This window comes from Nocardia vinacea (assembly GCF_035920345.1).
In the GTDB taxonomy this organism is placed as follows: Bacteria; Actinomycetota; Actinomycetes; order Mycobacteriales; family Mycobacteriaceae; genus Nocardia; species Nocardia vinacea_A.
Window position 1 is genome coordinate 1,326,639 of sequence record NZ_CP109149.1, and the last position, 18,101, is coordinate 1,344,739.

Consider the following 18,101-nt stretch of genomic DNA (forward strand, 5'->3'; position numbering starts at 1 on the left):
CGAAGATTTCCGCTTACGCGCGGAGTGCGGAATTGGCTCGGCGGGCAAGCAGGAGGGGCACAACACCATGACGGCGGACCGGTTGATCGCTGGACGGTATCGGCTGACGGATCCGATCGGCACCGGTGCCATGGGTGTGGTGTGGCGGGCCACCGACGTCCGGCTGCGCCGCACTGTGGCCGTGAAGCAGCTGCTGCTCGCGCCCGGTCTGTCCCGGTCCCAGGCCTTGGAGGCCAAGCTGCGGGCCATGCGGGAGGGCCGCATCGCTGCGCGACTACACCATCCCAACGCGATCACCGTCTTCGATGTCGCCGAGGAGGACGGTCAGCCCTGGCTGGTCATGGAGTACATGAACGCGCCGAGCCTGGCCGCGAAACTGGCGGGCAAGCGGACCCTCGCACCGACCGAGGTGGCCCGCATCGGGGCCCAGGCCGCGGGCGCGCTGGCTGCCGCACACGATGCCGGCATCATGCACCGGGATGTGAAACCGGCGAACCTGCTCGTCGGTGACGACGGCACGGTGAAGATCACCGACTTCGGCATCTCCCGCGCCGTCGGCGACGTGACGGTGACCGCGACCGGATTCCTGGCGGGCACCCCCGCTTACCTCGCGCCGGAGGTGGCGCGCGGCGAGAATCCGGAACCGGCCTCGGATGTCTTCGCACTCGGCTCCACGCTGTATGCGGCGGTCGAGGGCAGTCCGCCCTTCGGTGAGGGTGATAACGCCCTCGCGGTCCTGCACGCCGCAGCGCGGGCACAGATTCCGCCGCCACGGCACGCCGGGGAACTCGGGCCGGTGCTGATGCGCCTGCTGGCCGCCTCGATCGACGGCCGCCCGAATATGCGCGAAGCCAAGGAGGCGCTGGAAGCCGTTGCGGCGGGCCGGACTCCGGCGCTGGTGACCACACCAACGGTGACCAAGGTGCTGCCCGCGCCCGGCGCGGATGCGACCACCGTCCTGAACCAGTCGGGCGCCGCGGCGGAGGATGCGACGCAGGTCGTTCCGCTCGCGGCGGGTCCCGCCGCACCCGCCGTCACCGTCGCACCGCCGAAGTCCGGCGGCACCCTGCCCGGCGGTGGCGGCGACGGTGAGCAGAGTCGTGGCCGACTGATCGCTGTGGCCGCGGCTGCCGCAGTCGCGGTGCTGGTGCTGGTCGCGGTCGTCGTGTCGTCACTGAACAACGACGACAAGGGCGGTGCGGCTGTCGGCTCGACGACGCCGACACCCGCGACCAGCAGTTCGGAGACCGGACCGCAGTCCCCGATCGCGATCGAGCCGGGTCAGCCCGAGCCGCAGGCGCCGACGACCACGGTGGCGCCGACCACCCAGCCGAGCACCACGGTGACGCCGAGCCCGTCGGCCAAGCCGTCGACCACCGCACCACCGACGACCGTCACCACCACCCCGTTCGGTCCGGCCACCCCGGATCGGATCTCGCAATTCGTCTACGGCTACTACGGGACGCTGCCGGGCAATGTGCAGGGCGGATGGTCTCAGCTGACGCCGTCGTACCAGGCCCAGACCGGCGGCTTCGGCTCCTACTCACAGTTCTGGTCCACCGTTCGTTCGGTGAGCGTGGGCGGCGTCACACCGAACGGTGAGAACCGGGCGATCGTTTCGCTTACCTATAGCCTGAAGAACGGCTCGACCACATCGGAGAACCGATGGATCCAGGTCGTGTCGGACAACGGGCGATTGCTGATCGCCGCTTCGGGCGTATAGGAAAGGGAGACGAATCGGGACGTGAGGGAGCGAAGCGAGCGAACCATCGGCGCAGCCGCATCGGCGGCGACGGAGCCGAGCGCCAGCGAGGCGGAGTCGATCGCGCGACTTGCCGGGGTGCTGTGGGATATGGACGGCACCCTGCTCGATTCGGAGAAGCTGTGGGATGTCGCTGTGCGCGAACTGGCGCGCGCACACGGCCATGAGATGACCGATGAACTGCGGCACGCGTTGATCGGTGCGTCCGGACCGAACGCCTTGCGGCTCATTTTCGATGGTTTGGGTATCGAGGCGACACCCGAGGCGGTGCGGGCCGCCGGTGAATTCATCGAGCGGCGGGTGACCGAATTGATGGCGGGCCCGATCCCATGGCGGCCCGGCGCGAAGGATGCGCTCTCGTTGGTACGCACTGCGGGCCTCGCGACCGCATTGGTCACCAATACCAAGCGGTCGCTTACGGAATTCGGATTGGATACGCTCGGCCGCGATTTCTTCGACGTCTCGGTCTGCGGTGACGAAGTCGCGCACGGCAAGCCCGAACCCGAGATCTATCTGCGCGCCGCCGAACTGCTCGGCGTACACCCGCGAGACTGTGTGGCACTGGAGGATTCGCCGACCGGTGCGGCCGCGGCCGGTGCAGCGGGCTGTGCGGTCATCGTGATCCCGTGTGAGATACCGGTTTCGGCGGCGCCGGGGCGGGTATTCCGTAAGTCATTGGTGGGATTGACTCTGCAGGATCTGGAAGACGCGTTACGCGTCAGAGGTTGAACCGCGCACCCGACCATGGGTGCTTTCGGGACGGAACATGATCGCGAGTCCCGCCGTTTGTGAGCCGACACTCCAGACCTCGGCATAGTGAGAGTTACTGTGCCGCAACGCAAGTGCGCGCAGTTGATAGGTGTGACCGTAGTCACCGGCAACTTTGTCGAATCCCGGGCGTGTCGCCGATTGCTCTACCAAAATGACGCCATGGCAGCGACGGATGTCCTGGACGAGATCGTCGATACGGCACGGTATCCGCTGGGGGATCCGACCGGCGCGGCGTGGGGGGAAGCGGTGGCGCGGGCGCGGGCGGAGCTTGCCGAAAGTGGCTGCACCGTACTGCGGGAGTTCATCCGTCCGGAGCTGATCGACACCTTGCGTGCACAGGGCGAGGCGATGGCCCCGGATGCGCACTACGAGGTCGAGCGGGTCAACGCCTACAATATTCCGCTGAATACCCAACTGCCGCAAGACCATCCGGGTCGCATCGTGCTGGAACGCGGCAACGCCTTCGTCCCGCGCGACCGCATCCCCGCCGAGGCCCTGATCCACCGGCTCTACGCCAACACGGTGTTCCAACGATTCGTCGCGGACTGCTTCGAACTGACCGAATTGCACGAATTCGCAGACCCTTTGGCCGGACTGTGCCTGAATGTGGTGGCGCCCGGAATGTCGCATCCCTGGCATTTCGACACCAATGAATTCACCGTCAGTATGTTGACCCAGCCCGCCGAGACCGGTGGAATCTTCGAGTACTGCCCCAATATTCGCTCACCCCACGCCGAGAACATCGACGATGTGCGGGATGTGCTCACCGGATCCGGTGCGCAGCTGATCCGGCACCTCGATCTGCGGCCCGGCGATCTGCAACTGTTCCAGGGCCGCTTCTCGCTGCACCGGGTTTCACCGGTCGAGGGCGGCGCCGCACGGCATTCGGCGATTTTCGCCTATACCGATCGGCCCGGTGTCATCGGCACCGTGGAACGTACCCGCCAATTGTTCGGGCGGGTGCTGCCCGATCACCTAGCCGCCGCGGCCGACGCCGTCCGTGGCGATCGGTTGCTCGACTGAGAGGGACGACATGCCAGTGCCGTTGCATACGACCGGAAAAGCTTCCTTCGACGATATCTACGACCGTCCCGATCCGCGCGATTATTACGCCCGGATGGCCGAATTGGATTACCGCATACCAGAACTGGCGAAACCGTACTTCCAGCAGCAGATTCGGGAATATCGAGCCTCCGCGCGTGTGGACACCCCGACCGTGCTCGATATCGGTTGCTCCTACGGCGTCAACGCGGCCCTGCTGCGCTTCGACACCACCGTGAGCGAACTCGCCGAACACTACGGCGCCGCCGAGGACGACGCCGACCAGGCCGCACTCATCGCCCGCGACCGGGTCCGCTTGGACTCCCGCGACCAGCTCCCCGGCGTGCGCTTCATCGGCATGGACGCCGCCCGCCCGGCGCTGGCCTACGCCCAGGAAGCCGGATTCCTGCACGACACGGTGCACGCGGATCTCGAGGCCACCGATCCGACCGAAGCGCAACGCCGTACGCTGGCGGACGCGGATATCGTCATCTCGACCGGTTGCGTCGGATACGTCACCGAGAAGACGTTGGCGCGGGTGGCGACGGCGCACCCACGTCGCCGGCCGTGGATGGCACACTTCGTACTACGCATGTTCAGTTTCGAACCGATCGCCGCGGAGCTGGCCGCGCTCGGCTACCGCACCGAGCGAGCCCCCGGGGTGTTCGAACAACGCAAGTTCGCATCCGATAATGAACGCACCAAGGTGCTGAATGCCTTGGCCGCCAACGGAATCGACACCGTTGGCCAAGAAAGTACAGGTTGGCTGCTCGCCAACCTGTACATCTCGCGACCGCTACCGAAACACGCCGACCCCGAGGACCCGCATTGACCGAACGCACCTTCGCCGCCGACGACCACCTGCCAAGGGTGCCCCTGCCGACGCTGGAGGACAGTGGCGAGCGGTTGCTGCAGTGGTGTGCGCCACTGCTGACCGCCGACGAATTCGCCACCACCGAAGCCGCGGTCGCCGACCTGCTTCGCCCCGATGGTCCGGGCCGAAAGCTCCATGCGGCACTGGCCGAATACGATGCCACCCCCGGTGTCGGAAGCTGGCTGGATCTGTTCTGGCCGTCGCGCTACCTGGGCCGTCGCGATCGCATCGCATTGAACGCCAACTTCTTCTTCCTGTTCCGCGATGACACCGCACTGGCCGCCTCCACCGGCGCGTCGCAGGTGGAGCGGGCGGCCGGAATCATCACGGCCGCGGTCGATTACAAGCTGGCGCTCGATACCGAGGCCATCCCGCCGGTCACCCAGCGCGGACAGCAGCTGTCGATGTGGCAGAACAAGTACCTGTTCTCCGAGACCCGGATTCCAGGGGAGACGCAGGATTCCGTGCGAGCGCCCTACAGCGACGCATGGCCCGGACCGTCGACTGCCAGGCATATCGTGGTGTTCTTCCACGGCAGCATGTTCCGGATGGAGGTGATCGGTCCGGACGGTGTGCCCTACTCGCTGGAGGATCTCTCCGACGGACTGCGCGCGGTGCTCAAGGCGGGGGCACGCTCGGCCCGCACCGATACCGCCGTCGGCCATCTGACCACCAAGGCGCGGGCCGAATGGGCCGTCAGTCGGCAGGGATTGCTGGCCGAACCCGCCAATGTCGCGGCTTTGGACATCATCGAGACCGCGCTGTTCGGCCTGTGCCTGGAAGATTTCACGCCACGCGACGAACTGCATGCCTGTGATCAGCTGCTGCACGGTGACAGTGGCAACCGCTGGTTCGACAAGTCGGTATCGTTCATCGTCTTCGCCGATGGTCAGGCCGGCATCAATATCGAACACTGCGGTCTCGACGGCACCACCATCCTGTCCTTCGTCGACACGCTGCTGCAGGCTCCGGCGGCCGAACACGCCGAACGGGCCGGGGCACAGCCGCAGGGTTTGCCGTCGGTCGAACCGATCGAATTCGTGCTCGATCAGGCGCAGCGCGCCGATGTCGTGGCGGCTGGAGCGGCGTTCTCCCGGTATGCGGCCGAGAACGCCACCGCGACAGTATCTTTCGAGCTCGGCACCGCCCGCGCCAAGCAACTCGGCATTTCACCGGATGCGTTCGCGCAGCTGAGCTATCAGCTGGCGCATCGGCGCAGCAAGGGATTGACCGGCGCCACCTACGAGTCCATTGCCACCAGGCAGTACCGCAACGGTCGCACCGAGGCCATGCGGGTGGTGACACCGGAAATGGTGGCCTTCGTCGATGCCATGCAGGATCCGGCGGTCGCGCAGGCCGACCGGCTCGCTGCCGCACGGACCGCGGCGAGCGCGCATGTCGAACGTGCCAAGCAGTGTCAGGCGGGAGATGCGCCCGAACAGCATCTGTGGGAACTCGAGTGGATCCAGCGGCGGCGTGGCGCCGAACTCGGCGTCACCGAGCCGATCCCGCTCTACACCAGTCCCGGCTGGACGATCATGCGCGACGACTACCTGAGCACCAGCTCGGCCCCGTCGGTCAATATCCGGTACTTCGGTTTCGGCTCCACCAGCCAGAAGTGCATCGGCATCGCCTACGTCCTGCTGCCGGATCGCTGGAACATCTACCTGGCCACTGCGAAGCCGGTCGCCGACGAGATGTACGCCTTCGCCGACCACCTGCGCACCGCCGTAGCGGACCTGGAGGCCCTCCTCTCCGAGGCCTGACCCGGCTGCCATGCGTCCCCGTCGCTCCGGTCCTGCCGGGTCGACGGGGACGCATGGCGTTACGAGCGGAACAACAGCTCCGGACACGGGGCTGAGAGTGCATCCGTGAACTCAGCGGTGCTGCTCTGGTCTTCAGGGTTGTTGTCACCGCAGGGACCGGCAACGACCGTACAGTGTCGGTGGCTGGTGCGATGCTGTTGCGGTGGGGAGGTTTACGAGTTTCCGGTTCTGTCTCGACCCGACCGTCGAGCAGCAATCACTGCTGTCGCGCCATGCTGGTGCGGCACGGTTCGCTTTCAACCAGTGCCTGGCTATGACGAAGGCAGCATTGCAGAGTCGTCGCCGTAACCAGGATGTGCGTGTGCCGTGGACCGGTTTCGATCAGATCAATGGGTTCAACGCGTGGAAGAAGACCGAGCAGGCCGGACGGATGTTTGCGGTCGATTCGTCGGGGACGGCATCGCTGGTTGTGGTCGGGCTCGGGTGGCGAAATCAGGTGTGCCAGCAGGTGTTCGAGGAAGCCGCCGTGGATCTCGGACGAGGATTGGTGGCGTGGCGGGATTCACGGATCGGAAAACGTGCCGGACGCCGGGTGGGGTTTCCGAAGTTCAAATCGAAAACCTCGACGGTCCCATCGTTTCGGTTGCGGAACAAGAGCACTCCGCGTGGGAGGGCCATGATCCGGGTCGGTGATGATCATCCGCGGTCGGTAACTTTGCCGGTGATCGGCGCGGTGCGGGTGCGGGAGGACACGCGCCGGTTGCGGCGGATGATCGCCGCGGGCCGGGCGAAGATCGTATCGGTGACGGTGTCATATCGTGCGGGCCGGTGGATGATCAGCCTCACCACCGAAGCCACCGACTTGCATCCCGTGCACTGGCATCCAGTGCGCGACGGCGGTGACCACGGCGGCTGGGTGGGGGTGGATCGGGGATTGTCGGCGTTCCTGGTCGCCGCAACAAGCGACGGCATCGAGGTAGACCGGATCACCGATCAACCGAAACCACTGGTAACCGGGATGGCGCGGCAGCGCCGTCTCGCCCGGTCGGTTACCCGCAAACGGAAGGGAAGCCGTCACCGGCGCGAGGCCGCAGCTCGGTTGGCGCGGCATCATCATCGTATCCGTAATCTTCGAGCGCATTTTCTGCATCAGGTGTCGAACCGGCTGGTCAAGACCCACGACCGGCTGGTCATCGAGGACCTGAACATCGCGGGCATGCTCCGCAACCGGAGTCTGGCCCGTGCGATCGGTGACGCCGGGTGGGGCGAGTTCGCCCGTCAACTCCGCTACAAACAGGGTTGGCGTGGAGGAGAAGTGGTCACAGTCGACCGCTGGTTCCCGTCTAGCCAGCTGTGTTCACGTTGTGGAGCCCGCACTGTCGGGTTGACGCTGGCCGACCGCATATTCACGTGTGGCTGTGGGATACGACTCGATCGTGATCTCAATGCCGCGATCAATCTTGCTACTCGGGGCGAGCATCTGGATCTGTGCCCGAGTCCGGGAGCCCGAAGCACGAGCCCCGGTTGACAACGCCCGCCGACGGGACGGCTCTGGCACAATCCACCCCGGTTGTGTGAAACCAGCCCGGATGACGCGGGAACCGGCGCCACCCCACACCGGGATGAGCACCGGACGTCCGAGAAGGACGGCGTCGACGACTTCCCCCGGGGAGTTTCTCAGACGCGCTGTGAAACAATGGCTCACCGTGAAGAACTTCGAAACCCTGTTCGCCGAGCTGCAAGATCGTGCGGTCACCCGCCCCGAGGGGTCCGGGACCGTGGCGGCATTGGACGCGGGCGTGCATTTCCAGGGTAAGAAGGTGCTCGAGGAGGCCGGCGAGATCTGGTTGGCCGCCGAGCACGAGGGCGACGATGCGCTCGCCGAGGAGATTTCGCAACTGCTGTACTGGGTCCAGGTGCTGATGGTGGGCCGTGGGCTGAAGCTGGAAGACGTGTACCGACATCTGTGACGGCGGTGTTGAATTAGCGGCACTCGCGGGCCCCTTCGTGGTTACGCTCCGCTACCGCCTCCGGGGCCGTCGCTCGCGCCGGCACGTCGATCCTTAGTTCACCCCCCGAAAGGACCCTCCCATGCTGCGCGTCGCAGTCCCCAACAAAGGCGCACTTTCCGAATCGGCCACCTCGATCCTCGCCGAGGCCGGTTACCGCAAGCGCACCGATTCCCGCGACCTGACCGTCCTCGATCCGGCCAACCAGGTCGAGTTCTTCTTCCTGCGGCCCAAGGACATCGCCATCTACGTCGGCTCCGGCGAGCTCGACCTCGGCATCACCGGCCGCGATCTGGCGCTGGATTCCGGTGCGCCGGTTCAGGAACGGCTCGCACTCGGTTTCGGCCGCTCCACCTTCCGATACGCCGCCCCAGCCGGCCGCGAATGGAAGGTCGAGGATCTCTACGACAAGCGCATCGCCACCTCGTACCCGAACCTGGTCCTGAGCGATCTGCAGCGCCGCGGGATCGAGGCCGAGGTGATCCGCCTCGACGGCGCCGTCGAGATCTCCATCCAGCTCGGCGTGGCCGATGCCATCGCCGATGTGGTCGGCTCGGGCCGCACCCTGCGCCAGCACAATCTGGTCGCTTTCGGCGAGACCCTGTGCGATTCGGAGGGCGTGCTCATCGAGCGCACCGGCTCCGATCAGGACGAACGGGCCCGCAATCAGCTCATCGCGCGCATTCAGGGCGTCGTATTCGGTCAGCAGTACATCATGTTGGACTACGACTGCCCGAAGGAACTCCTGGAGGAGGCGGTCAAGATCACGCCCGGCCTCGAGTCGCCGACGGTATCCCCGCTCGCCGATTCGAATTGGGTCGCCATCCGCGCCATGGTGCCGCGCAAGCAGGGCAACGTGGTAATGGACCAGCTCGCCGAACTCGGCGCGAAGGCGATCCTGGCCTTCGATATCCGGTCCTGTCGCGCCTTCTGACCCGATTTCGTACACTCGGCCCCGTCACTCGGCGGGGCCGAGTTGTTTTGTACGAGTGATCGATTCACTGCGATTGCAATCGGTGTGCTGACCTGCGGTTGATTGGTACGTTGCGGCCTCGATGAGGAAATGCAAGGAGTACCACCGTGTCGCAGACACCGCCCGCGAAACCTTCGGGCAGCACATTCACATGGAATGAGGACTGGCTGGCCGCCATCGTCGGCCTGGTTCTCATCGCCCTGGTCCTGGTCGGCGCAATCCCGGATTGGTTGGTGCCGTGATGTCGGAGAGCGACGCCAGGACCGAGACGGACGCAGTTGATGAGGATGCAGTCCGATCCGAGACTGCTGTACTGCAGTCGATTTCACGCCCCACGGTAGCCGAGATCGGAGCCGGCATCGCCGCTGTCATCCTACTCGGCGCGCTGACCCGCTACTTCGACACCCACGTGCCGCAGTGGGCCGTCGGCACACCGTTCAACCGGATCGCCAAGTCGATAGAATTCCCGGTGTACGCCATTGTCATCGGTCTGATCGGCAATGTCGTACTCGCGAAACTCGATCTCCGGGAACGCCTTTCGGCCGGATTCCGCACCGAATTCTTCATCAAGACCGGTGTGGTGCTGCTCGGCGCATCGATCAATCTGAAGATCCTGGTGACCGCGGCAGGCCCGTCGATCGTGCAGGCGCTGCTGTTGATCACCGCGGTCTTCGGGTTCACGTGGTGGCTGGGCGGTCGACTCGGCCTCGACGATAAGCTGCGCGCCCTGCTGTCCTCGGCCGTCTCGATCTGTGGTGTCAGCGCCGCCATCGCGGCCGCGGGTGCGGTGCAGGCCAAACGCGAGCAGATCGCGTATGCGGCATCGCTGGTGATCATCTTCGCGCTGCCATCGATCTTCGTATTGCCGTGGCTCGCTGATGTTTTCGATCTCTCCGATGCGGTCGCGGGCGCGTGGATCGGCGGCAATATCGACACCACCGCGGCCGTCGCGGCCTCCGGTGCGATCGCGGGGGAGAAGGCGCTGCAGATCGCCACCATCGTGAAGACCACCCAGAATGCGCTCATCGGTATTGTCGCCATTGCGCTGACCGCCTACTTCACGATCCGGGTCGAGCGCATTCCCGGTGCGGCACGGCCGTCGGTGCGCCAGTTCTGGGAGCGGTTCCCGAAGTTCGTGATCGGCTTCGTCGCCGCGTCCGTCATCGGCACGCTGTATTTGCAGTCGGTGGACAAGAAGACCGGCGCGGCGCATATCGCGATCGTCAACGATCTGCGCACCTGGTTCCTGATCTTCGCATTCGTCTCGATCGGTCTGGAGTTCTCGCTGCGCGGCCTGCGCGAGGCAGGCTGGCGTCCGGTAGTGGTCTTCGGATCCGCGGCCGTCTTCAATCTGGCCGTCGGCTTGGGCCTGTCCGTGCTGCTGTTCCACAACTTCACCGCATAGATCCGCACCGGCAACCTGCCGTTTCGGTGCTCGCCGGTCACCCCGGCGAGCATCGCAGGGGGATGGCAGCCGGCGGAGTTTGGGTAGTGGGCGTGGTGGGTGAGCACAGGGGGATGGCAGCCGGCGGAGCTTGCGTAGTCGGCGGGGTGGGTGAGCACAGGGGGATGGCAGCCGGCGGAGCTTGCGTAGTCGGCGGGGTGGGTGAGCACAGGGGGATGGCAGCCGGCGGAGCTTGCGTAGTCGGCGGGGTGGGTGAGCACAGCGGCATCGTGTGCGTTCAGTTCGCGAGCGAACTCACGAGAACTTCATGCTTCGCTGTCAACACTTGGGGCGTGTCGGGCGAAACAACTATGGAACACCTCGGACGGGCAGTGCCGTTCGAGCACGGACAGGGGGAGGACCCAGTGAAACCGAGTGTCGAGTCGGTCGGGTCGTGGTGGCGGATTCGCAATGTGCTCATCGTGATCGGTGATGCCGTCGGCGTACTTGTGCTCATCGGCGTTATTGCCGCACTCGGCTCGCACGGCCTCGATCTGAATCTGTTCGGCTGAGCTCAGTCGGCGACCGCTTCGGCGAAGGTTTCGTCTGGTGAATCACTGGTGCCACTGTCCGGCCAGCCCGGATAGACCGGTGGTGTACCGCCGAATGCGGGGCACAGACTCTTGTAGCTGCAATGTCCGCACAGCCAGCTTGTGCTCGGCAGGAACTCGCCGGTCCGCCCGGCCGCCAGAATGGCCTGCCACAGGGCGGAGAGAGTGCGTTCGAAGCGCAGCAGTTCGTCCTCCTCCGGGGCATAGGTGAGGATCTGTTCGTCGGCCAGGTAGATCAGCCGCAATTGGGTGGGCAGGATGCCGCGGGTGCGCAGCACCACCAGCGCGTAGAACTTGAGCTGGAACAGTGCCTTGGTCTCCTGGGCGAGTCCGGGCGCCCGGCCGGTCTTGTAATCGACGACGCGCAGCTCCCCGGTCGGCGCGACGTCGATGCGGTCCACAAACCCGCGCAACAGCACACCGTCGCCGAGTTCGACCTCCACCCGCGACTCACACGACTCCGGATCGAACCGGGTCGGATCTTCCAGCCGGTAGTACGTCTCGACGAAGGCGCGCACCTCGCCGAGAAAGCCCGCCAGTCCGTCCGCTGCGACCACGTCGGCGCTCTCCGGTCTATCGGCCAGCACCCGGGCCCATGCAGGCTCGACAAGCTCGGCAGCCCGTTCGAACCGGCGTTCCCCGGCGGGCAGTCCGTACAGATCCTCCAGCACCGCGTGCACCACCGTGCCGCGCACCGCGATCCGCGTCGGCGGCTCCGGAATCCGATCGATGGCCCGGAACCGGTACTTCAGCGGGCACTGCTTGAAATCCATTGCCCGCGAAGGTGACAGCGCCGGACGCGGACGGTCGGGCGCGACCTCCCGCGCGGTGTCGGCAGGGGGCGTGGATACCGGCGAATGCATACCTGGCAGGCTATCCGGGCGCACCGACACGCCGGTGCCACTCAGTGCAGACAGCAGCGACGACCAGCGAACGGAGATACATGACGGCCAGACGGACCGGGCCATTCACCATCGGGGACCGGGTACAGCTGACCGATGCCAAGGGGCGCCTCTACACCGTGGTGCTGGAACCGGGTAAGGAATTCCACACGCATCGCGGCGGTATCAAACACGACAATCTGATCGGCGCCGATGAGGGCAGTGTCGTGCAATCCACCAATGGCACACCGTATTTGGCGTTGCGGCCGTTGCTGATCGATTACGTGCTCTCCATGCCGCGCGGTGCGGCGGTCATCTACCCCAAGGACGCCGCCCAGATCGTGCACGAGGGCGATATGTTCCCCGGCGCGCGCGTACTGGAGGCCGGTGCGGGCTCCGGCGCGCTGACTTGCTCGCTGCTGCGCGCGGTCGGTCCGCAGGGCCAGGTGGTCTCCTACGAGATCCGCGAGGATCATGCCGAACACGCGATCCGCAATGTGGAGACCTTCTTCGGCGAGCGGCCGGACAACTGGTCGATCACGGTCGCGGATGTCGCCGCCTACGATGGCCCGCCGGTCGATCGCGTCGTCCTGGACATGCTCGCCCCGTGGGACGCGCTACCCGCCGTGTCCAAAGCGCTGGTCCCTGGCGGTGTGCTGATCGTCTATGTGGCGACCGTCACACAATTGTCCAAAGTGGTCGAGGCGCTGCGCGAGCAGGAGTGCTGGACCGAGCCGCGCTCGTGGGAGTCGATGGTGCGCGGCTGGCATGTGGTCGGTCTGGCGGTGCGGCCCGAACATCGCATGCAGGGCCACACCGCCTTCCTGGTCAGCGCGCGGCGGCTCGCCGAGGGCACGGTCACCCCGAAGCCGCAGCGTCGCCCGTCGAAGGGCTGAATCAGGCTGGAACGCAGGGCGCCTGCGCGAAGCTGAGCATCAGGCAGCCGCTGGCATCCGAGAGCTTCCAGGTACCGTCGACATGTTCCCAGGTCAGGGGCATGGCAGGGGCGGTGCCGTGCGGTGAGGTGATGGTGACCTGGGCGGTCGCGGAATTGCCGCTGGTGGTGATATCGGCGACCGCGTAGGTGAGCTTGCCGTAGTTACCGAGTGCCTGGTTCATCTGGTCGATATTGGCGGCGCGCTTTTCGCCGTCGACGATCAGCTTGGTCTTCTCGGAGGTGGGTTTCGCCGGGTCGGAAAGGGCATCCAGGACGGCGGTGAGCGTTTCGGCGGTGGGTGTGGCGGCGTTGCCGTGGTCGCCGTGACCTGCGGCGCTGGTGGAGGCGGCGGCGGAAGTGGTACTCGTGGCCTTGGCATCGGACTTGTCGTCGGAGCCGCAGCCGGTGAGCCCGACGGTAGCGGCCATCGCCGCCGCGGCGATAACCATGGACGTACGCAGCGTCCTGGCGGGAAGGAGCATCGTCAGCAACCTTTCGGTTCGGTCGGCGAAGCGCGTCGCCGTGGACTGGTTAGGGCAGGCTAACATGGTGTATCCGCCGTCGACCGCAGCCCAGATGTGATCACGACGAAACCATGTCGGAAAGCGAGAACGGTTCGCGCCCGGTAGCGTTAATAGACCGGGACTGGGAGGAGCAGCACATGAGCCCCATCGAGAATTCGGATTCGGCGGCCTGGAGAGAGCTCGAGGCGGTACGCGCCGAAGCGGCTGCACTCCGCAGGCAACTGGCCGATTCGCCGGATCGTGCACGGGAATTGGAAGCCCGTATCGATTCGCTGACCATTCGCAACACCAAGCTGATGGACACCCTCAAGGAAGCGCGCCAGCAGTTGGTGGCGTTGCGCGAGGAGGTCGATCGGCTCGGTCAGCCACCCAGTGGATACGGCGTTCTGATCGGTGTGTACGAGGATCAGACGGTCGATGTGTTCACTTCGGGGCGCAAGATGCGTCTGACGTGTTCACCCAATATCGACACCTCGACCCTCGAGTACGGCCAGACCGTGCGCCTCAACGAGGCGCTGACGGTCGTGGAGGCCGGCATCTTCGATGCAGTGGGTGAGATCGGCACCCTGCGCGAGATCCTCGACGACAGTCGTCGCGCGCTGGTCGTCGGGCATGCCGACGAGGAACGTGTGGTGTGGCTGGCAGGTCCGCTGGCCAAGCTCGCCGAAGTCGACGATCTCGAAGACCCCGATCAGCCGATTCGCAAACTGCGGCCGGGTGATTCACTACTCGTGGATACCAAGGCGGGTTTCGCCTTCGAGCGCATCCCCAAGGCCGAGGTCGAGGATCTCGTACTCGAGGAAGTCCCCGATGTCGACTACGGCGATATCGGTGGTCTCGGTCGGCAGATCGAGCAGATCCGCGATGCGGTGGAATTGCCGTTCCTGCACAAGGATCTTTTCCGCGAGTACGCGCTGCGCCCGCCCAAGGGTGTGCTGCTCTACGGTCCGCCCGGTTGCGGTAAGACGTTGATCGCCAAGGCCGTTGCCAACTCGCTGGCGAAGAAGATCGCCGAGGCACGCGGTGAGGATGCCAAGGAAGCCAAGTCGTTCTTCCTGAACATCAAGGGCCCCGAGCTGCTGAACAAGTTCGTGGGTGAGACCGAGCGCCACATCCGGATCATCTTCCAGCGGGCACGTGAGAAGGCGTCCGAGGGTACGCCGGTGATCGTGTTCTTCGACGAGATGGATTCGATCTTCCGCACCCGTGGTTCGGGCGTGTCCTCCGATGTGGAGACCACGGTCGTGCCGCAGCTGCTCTCGGAGATCGACGGTGTCGAGGGCCTCGAGAATGTCATCGTGATCGGTGCGTCCAACCGCGAAGACATGATCGACCCCGCGATCCTGCGGCCCGGACGTCTCGATGTGAAGATCAAGATCGAGCGCCCGGACGCCGAATCGGCGCAGGACATCTTCTCGAAGTACCTGACCGAGTACCTGCCGCTGCACGCCGACGATCTCGAAGAGTTCGGCGGCGACAAGGGCCTGTGCATCCGCGCGATGATCGAACGGGTCGTCGACCGGATGTACGCCGAGAGCGAAGACAATCGCTTCCTGGAGGTCACCTACGCCAACGGTGACAAGGAAGTCCTGTACTTCAAGGACTTCAACTCCGGCGCCATGATCCAGAACATCGTGGACCGCTCCAAGAAGTACGCCATCAAGGCCGTCCTCGACACCGGCAACCCTGGCTTGCGCATCCAGCATCTCTACGATTCGATCGTGGACGAGTTCTCCGAAAACGAGGACCTGCCCAACACCACGAATCCCGATGACTGGGCCCGCATTTCGGGTAAGAAGGGCGAGCGGATCGTCTACATCCGCACGTTGGTCACCGGCAAGAACGCCAGTGCCAGCCGCGCCATCGACACCGAGTCGAATACCGGGCAGTACCTGTAGATCGGCTGACTCCGAGGGCCGTGCTTCCAGCTGGGAGCACGGTCCTCGACTGGTTCGGGCAAGCTGATCGTCTACTGCATCTAATTCACCGGCAAGAACGCGAGTGCCAGTCGCGCCATCGACACCGAGTCGAATACCAGGCAGTACCTGTAAATTTCGAACCGAGGGCCGTGCTTCCATTCGGGAGTGCGGCCCTTGGGCGTTTCGGGGTTCAGTTCCGGTGATCGGGAGGTCGGCCACGTGGTGGAACTGCTGGGATGCGAGTGAGCGCGCGAGGTGCTCAGCGGTGTGTGGGTCCACGCTCGGCACGCTACTGACCATGCTGGGTGACTCCAGGTGATTTCGGGGGTAGTCCCTGCGGGGTAGGTGGGGTCATTCTTGGGGTTGATGTGGCGGTTTGGGCGGGTGGGTTAAAATTTGGCCATGCGGCCAGAAAATGGGACGGGTGGTCGGCAGCGGTCGTTCATCGAGGAGGCGCGGCGGCGGCAGATTATCGCCTCGGCGGTGGAGGTGATTTCGGAAGTGGGGTACGGACGGGCTTCATTGGCGCGGATCGCGAAGCATGCCGGGATCTCCAAAGGTGTCATTTCGTATCACTTCGCGGGGAAGGATGAGCTGATGGAGCAGCTGGTGATCCAGCTGTATGTGTCCGGCGGCGAGCACATCGCGCCAGCGGTGATGGCGGCGGACGGGCCGCGGAATCAGTTGCTCGCCTATATCGGGGTAAATCTCGGCTTCATCGAAGCGAACAAGAAGTATGTCGCGGCGCTGACCGATGTGGTGCTGAATCTGCGTGATGCGGATGGAAAGCCGCGGTTCGCCTCGGCGGAAGGGGAGCAGGAGATCATCCAACCGCTCATCGACATCATGCGGGAAGGGCAGCGCAACGGCGAATTCGGCGAATTCGATCCGGCGGTCATGGCCAAGTCGATCCGCGATGCCATCGATGGCGCGGCCGGACGGGCGATTCGGGAGAAAGACTTCGATATGACGACGTACTCGGCACACGTGTGCCGACTATTCGATTTGGCGACCCGGAAGGGGGGACGTGATGACAACCGTGGTGGAAAGTGAAGTGCGGCAGGAAGATAACGCCGAAACGACACCGTCGTTCGCGTGGCTCGGTGTGGGCACGATCGCTGTGGTGTCGGCGATCGTGCTGTTCGCATCGCTCGGACGATACGGATACTTCGGTGATGAACTGTACTTCCTGTCGGCCGGTCGTCGGCTCGGATTCGGCTATGCCGATCAGGGGCCGCTGCTGCCCGCGATCGCCCGGCTGATGGATGCGCTGGCGCCGGGATCGCTGGTGGCACTGCGGATTCCGGCCGCACTGGTCACCGTTGCCGCAGTGCTGATCTGTGCCCAGATTGCCCGGGAGTTCGGTGGGTCGCGGACCGCGCAGGTATTGAGCGCGACCGCGTATGCGACCTCGCCGTTCCTGCTCGTGCAGGGAACTCAGTTGGCCACCAATACGATTGATACCGCATTGTGGGTGGCGATCAGCTGGCTGCTGATCCGGTGGGTGCGCACCCGCCGCGACAGTCTGTTGCTGTGGGCCGCGCTGGTCACGGCGCTGGATATGCAGGTGAAGTGGCTGATTCCGTTCTTCTGGATCGCGGTCGCCATCGGGGTGGTGATCTACGGTCCGCGGGAGCTGTTGCGGCGGCCGGTGCTGTGGGTGGGCGCGGGTGTCGTTGTCCTGGTCATGGTGCCGACGCTGATCTGGCAGGCCGGGCACGACTGGCCGCAGCTGCGATTGGGTGCGGTGGTCGCGGCGGAGCAGGCAACGATCGGTGGCCGCTACGCCTGGCTGCCACTGGCGCTGATCGCGGCCGGGCTGTTCGGTGGGGTGCTGCTGGTCGTGGGAATCTGGGCGCTGTTCCGCTCGGAGACCTTGCGGCCGTACCGATTCCTCGCGCCGCTGCCGCTGCTGCTGGCGGTGGCATTCATTGCGACCAACGGTCGCCCCTACTACGCGGCCGGCTGCTACGCGGCGATCATGGCGGCGGGCGCGGTGCGCTGGACCGAGTACACCGGACGATGGCGAACCTATGCGACCGTTCCGCTGGTCGCGATTTCGGTGGCGATCGCGGTGATCACGATGCCGTGGCAATCCGAGTCGTCCATCGATCCGGTCGACAGTCAGGCCGAGGCCGGTATCGAAATCGGCCTGTACGGAAAGTTCGGCTGGCCGGAGCTACGCGAGGCGACTGCCGACGCCTACCAGGTCCTCCCACCGGCCGAGCGTGCGAAAGCGGTGATCGTCACCGATTCCTATTGGCAGGCAAGCGCTTTGGATGTCGACTCGAATCGCTTCGGCCTGCCCGCCATCTATAGCCCGAACCGCGGTTTCGGATACTTCGGCACCCCACCGGATTCCGCGACAACGGTGCTGTGGGTCGGCAATGCCGAAGACGAAATGCGTGCCACCTGTAGCGAATTGACCCCGGTCGGTCGCGTCGACGCACGCCTCGGCTACCCGGACGTCACCCGCAATGTCACCATCTGGCGCTGTGCCCCACGTCAGCCCTGGTCACAGGTCTGGCCCGATCTGCTTCGCCTCGACTGACCAGCCGTTTGTCCGATTCGTTCAAGACATCAGAACACCACCGGCGTTGACTGAACCATGGCCGGGGCCGACGCCGCCCCCGGCCATGGTTCGAGGAT

At 65.2% G+C, this 18,101-nt stretch carries 17 protein-coding genes; 15 read left to right on the forward strand and 2 right to left on the reverse strand.

Annotated elements, in window-relative coordinates:
* Positions 1 to 67: 67 nt before the first annotated feature.
* From OIE68_RS06290 to OIE68_RS06340, 11 genes are all read left to right on the forward strand, one after another.
* Positions 68 to 1,723 (forward strand): serine/threonine-protein kinase, encoded by a 1,656-nt coding sequence (locus tag OIE68_RS06290; protein WP_327098437.1) that lies wholly within the window; start codon positions 68 to 70, stop codon positions 1,721 to 1,723.
* Positions 1,724 to 1,822: 99 nt separating this feature from the next.
* The gene (locus OIE68_RS06295; RefSeq protein ID WP_327101590.1) at positions 1,823 to 2,491 is read left to right on the forward strand and encodes an HAD family phosphatase; all 669 of its coding nucleotides are present in this window, start codon (positions 1,823 to 1,825) and stop codon (positions 2,489 to 2,491) included.
* 201 nt (positions 2,492 to 2,692) lie between these two features.
* On the forward strand, positions 2,693 to 3,556 hold the full coding sequence (locus OIE68_RS06300) for an arpA protein (RefSeq protein ID WP_327098438.1): 864 nt from the start codon (positions 2,693 to 2,695) through the stop codon (positions 3,554 to 3,556).
* 10 nt (positions 3,557 to 3,566) lie between these two features.
* Positions 3,567 to 4,406: a class I SAM-dependent methyltransferase gene (locus OIE68_RS06305; RefSeq protein ID WP_327098439.1), complete on the forward strand. Its 840-nt coding sequence runs from the start codon at positions 3,567 to 3,569 to the stop codon at positions 4,404 to 4,406.
* Complete coding sequence (locus OIE68_RS06310) at positions 4,403 to 6,214, forward strand: choline/carnitine O-acyltransferase (RefSeq protein ID WP_327098440.1); 1,812 nt, start codon at positions 4,403 to 4,405, stop codon at positions 6,212 to 6,214. Before OIE68_RS06305 ends, OIE68_RS06310 begins: the two co-directional genes overlap by 4 nt.
* A 202-nt stretch (positions 6,215 to 6,416) precedes the next feature.
* On the forward strand, positions 6,417 to 7,742 hold the full coding sequence (locus tag OIE68_RS06315; protein ID WP_327098441.1) for an RNA-guided endonuclease TnpB family protein: 1,326 nt from the start codon (positions 6,417 to 6,419) through the stop codon (positions 7,740 to 7,742).
* 160 nt (positions 7,743 to 7,902) lie between these two features.
* Positions 7,903 to 8,184 carry a phosphoribosyl-ATP diphosphatase gene (locus tag OIE68_RS06320; protein ID WP_327098442.1) on the forward strand — a complete coding sequence of 94 codons (282 nt, stop codon included), beginning with the start codon at positions 7,903 to 7,905 and terminating at the stop codon, positions 8,182 to 8,184.
* Positions 8,185 to 8,305: 121 nt separating this feature from the next.
* Entirely contained in the window at positions 8,306 to 9,157 is an 852-nt protein-coding gene (gene hisG / locus OIE68_RS06325; protein ID WP_327098443.1) for an ATP phosphoribosyltransferase, read from the forward strand.
* A 146-nt stretch (positions 9,158 to 9,303) separates the two neighbouring features.
* Positions 9,304 to 9,438: a hypothetical protein gene (locus tag OIE68_RS06330; protein ID WP_327098444.1), complete on the forward strand. Its 135-nt coding sequence runs from the start codon at positions 9,304 to 9,306 to the stop codon at positions 9,436 to 9,438.
* Positions 9,438 to 10,601 carry a YeiH family protein gene (locus OIE68_RS06335; protein ID WP_327098445.1) on the forward strand — a complete coding sequence of 388 codons (1,164 nt, stop codon included), beginning with the start codon at positions 9,438 to 9,440 and terminating at the stop codon, positions 10,599 to 10,601. The genes OIE68_RS06330 and OIE68_RS06335 overlap by 1 nt, the downstream gene beginning before the upstream one ends.
* 404 nt (positions 10,602 to 11,005) lie before the next feature.
* Positions 11,006 to 11,152, forward strand: a complete 147-nt coding sequence (locus OIE68_RS06340; RefSeq protein WP_327098446.1) for a hypothetical protein — start codon at positions 11,006 to 11,008, stop codon at positions 11,150 to 11,152.
* Positions 11,153 to 11,154: 2 nt separating this feature from the next.
* On the opposite strand, the gene OIE68_RS06345 is transcribed toward OIE68_RS06340, so the two are convergent.
* The gene (locus tag OIE68_RS06345; protein ID WP_327098447.1) at positions 11,155 to 12,054 is read right to left on the reverse strand and encodes a RecB family exonuclease; all 900 of its coding nucleotides are present in this window, start codon (positions 12,052 to 12,054) and stop codon (positions 11,155 to 11,157) included.
* A gap of 80 nt (positions 12,055 to 12,134) precedes the next feature.
* Between OIE68_RS06345 and OIE68_RS06350 the strand changes: the two genes are divergently transcribed.
* On the forward strand, positions 12,135 to 12,968 hold the full coding sequence (locus OIE68_RS06350; protein ID WP_040691664.1) for a tRNA (adenine-N1)-methyltransferase: 834 nt from the start codon (positions 12,135 to 12,137) through the stop codon (positions 12,966 to 12,968).
* A gap of 1 nt (position 12,969) precedes the next feature.
* Here OIE68_RS06350 and OIE68_RS06355 read toward each other — a convergent pair whose 3' ends face one another.
* Positions 12,970 to 13,491 (reverse strand): hypothetical protein, encoded by a 522-nt coding sequence (locus tag OIE68_RS06355; protein ID WP_327098448.1) that lies wholly within the window; start codon positions 13,489 to 13,491, stop codon positions 12,970 to 12,972.
* A gap of 179 nt (positions 13,492 to 13,670) precedes the next feature.
* Between OIE68_RS06355 and arc the strand changes: the two genes are divergently transcribed.
* The 3 genes from arc to OIE68_RS06370 all read left to right on the forward strand — a co-directional run bounded on the left by arc (position 13,671) and on the right by OIE68_RS06370 (position 18,003).
* The gene (gene arc / locus OIE68_RS06360; protein ID WP_327101591.1) at positions 13,671 to 15,431 is read left to right on the forward strand and encodes a proteasome ATPase; all 1,761 of its coding nucleotides are present in this window, start codon (positions 13,671 to 13,673) and stop codon (positions 15,429 to 15,431) included.
* Between the two features lie 423 nt (positions 15,432 to 15,854).
* Positions 15,855 to 16,505: a TetR/AcrR family transcriptional regulator gene (locus OIE68_RS06365; RefSeq protein ID WP_327098449.1), complete on the forward strand. Its 651-nt coding sequence runs from the start codon at positions 15,855 to 15,857 to the stop codon at positions 16,503 to 16,505.
* The gene (locus tag OIE68_RS06370) at positions 16,483 to 18,003 is read left to right on the forward strand and encodes an ArnT family glycosyltransferase (RefSeq protein WP_327098450.1); all 1,521 of its coding nucleotides are present in this window, start codon (positions 16,483 to 16,485) and stop codon (positions 18,001 to 18,003) included. The genes OIE68_RS06365 and OIE68_RS06370 overlap by 23 nt, the downstream gene beginning before the upstream one ends.
* The last annotated feature ends 98 nt before the right edge of the window (positions 18,004 to 18,101 follow it).

Coding starts and splice junctions, on each gene's coding strand:
- OIE68_RS06335 (WP_327098445.1), top strand. CDS start 9,438: ATGTCGGAGAGCGACGCCAGGACCGAGACGGACGCAGTTGATGAGGAT.
- hisG (WP_327098443.1), top strand. CDS start 8,306: ATGCTGCGCGTCGCAGTCCCCAACAAAGGCGCACTTTCCGAATCGGCC.
- OIE68_RS06370 (WP_327098450.1), top strand. CDS start 16,483: ATGACAACCGTGGTGGAAAGTGAAGTGCGGCAGGAAGATAACGCCGAA.
- OIE68_RS06350 (WP_040691664.1), top strand. CDS start 12,135: ATGACGGCCAGACGGACCGGGCCATTCACCATCGGGGACCGGGTACAG.
- OIE68_RS06290 (WP_327098437.1), top strand. CDS start 68: ATGACGGCGGACCGGTTGATCGCTGGACGGTATCGGCTGACGGATCCG.
- OIE68_RS06355 (WP_327098448.1), bottom strand. CDS start 13,491: ATGCTCCTTCCCGCCAGGACGCTGCGTACGTCCATGGTTATCGCCGCG.
- OIE68_RS06300 (WP_327098438.1), top strand. CDS start 2,693: ATGGCAGCGACGGATGTCCTGGACGAGATCGTCGATACGGCACGGTAT.
- OIE68_RS06345 (WP_327098447.1), bottom strand. CDS start 12,054: ATGCATTCGCCGGTATCCACGCCCCCTGCCGACACCGCGCGGGAGGTC.
- OIE68_RS06365 (WP_327098449.1), top strand. CDS start 15,855: ATGCGGCCAGAAAATGGGACGGGTGGTCGGCAGCGGTCGTTCATCGAG.
- arc (WP_327101591.1), top strand. CDS start 13,671: ATGAGCCCCATCGAGAATTCGGATTCGGCGGCCTGGAGAGAGCTCGAG.
- OIE68_RS06305 (WP_327098439.1), top strand. CDS start 3,567: ATGCCAGTGCCGTTGCATACGACCGGAAAAGCTTCCTTCGACGATATC.